The sequence below is a fragment of the Sphingobium sp. C100 genome (assembly GCF_000508185.1).
Taxonomy (GTDB): domain Bacteria; phylum Pseudomonadota; class Alphaproteobacteria; order Sphingomonadales; family Sphingomonadaceae; genus Sphingobium.
This window is the reverse complement of sequence record NZ_AYOY01000118.1, coordinates 1-858: the sequence shown is the minus strand read 5'-3', so window position 1 is coordinate 858 and position 858 is coordinate 1. Positions and strand designations below refer to the sequence as shown.

At 61.8% G+C, this 858-nt stretch carries 1 protein-coding gene and 1 pseudogene; both read right to left on the bottom strand.

All coding sequences use genetic code 11. The features are described from left to right. Nucleotides 1–239 precede the first annotated feature (239 nt). Nucleotides 240–374, bottom strand: a pseudogene (locus tag C100_RS49520) (winged helix-turn-helix domain-containing protein); the annotation flags it as partial. Nucleotides 375–495: 121 nt separating this feature from the next. Continuing rightward, nucleotides 496–732, bottom strand: a complete 237-nt coding sequence (locus tag C100_RS48260) for a helix-turn-helix domain-containing protein (RefSeq protein WP_161633906.1) — start codon at nt 730–732, stop codon at nt 496–498. Nucleotides 733–858: the final 126 nt, after the last annotated feature.

Sequence of the window (858 nt, the reverse complement as noted above, 5' to 3'; positions counted from 1 at the left end):
CCCCATCTGCCCCGCTGGAAGGAGCAGACGCATGAGGAAGAGCCCTGCGCCCTTTGCCGTGTTCCGGGCCGATCGCGCCGAATATGTAGGCCGATTTCCTGCGTTGGTCTTTCGGCGCCGAAGGCCGGGTTCCGCGTCTCGCCCAGCGCCGCGTGATCTTGTTCTTTTGACCGACACGGGCCTCATCTGAAACCATATTTCTACCTGCGTGCCCCTCGGGAGGGTTGCTCTGACCTTTGTCAGTTCGGCAGCAAGGCCCCCTTTTTGAAGTCTTCCATGGCGTATTCATTCTGCGCATGGTGGCGCGGCCGCGCGGTGAGCTTCACGTAACCCAGCTTTTTCAACTCGCGGCTGATGATGGTTTCATCGAGGGAGACCGCAAATCGTCAAGGAGCCATCGGGCCTGATCGACCAGTCGCCAGCGCACCACTCGGTCGATTGCCGGGATCGGGCCGCTCTCGACAACATCGACCAGTGCCTGACGCTGCGCATCGTTCAGCCGCGAACGGGGGCAGGTGCCTTGCCGTCCAGCAGCCCATCGGGGCCGCGGGCATTGAACCGGATCACCCAGTCCCGCACGATCTGAAGGGTTACGCCGCCGGTCGTCGCAGCCTCGCTCCGGCTGCCACCGTCGTAAATCTGCGCCAATGCCAACAGCCGCCGCGCCTGGTTCGCGCTCTTCGTCGTCCGCGATATTCGTCGCAGCGCTGCCCCGTCAAAATCTTCCCGCAAGCCGATCGCTGAACCTATGGTAACGCACTCCAATGTCGCAGCACCCATAGATTCAGATTTTCACCACCTTCGGAAGCCCCGCGAGTCAGACACCGCGCAGCTTGGTATTAGAGCATGCTGCGTAAA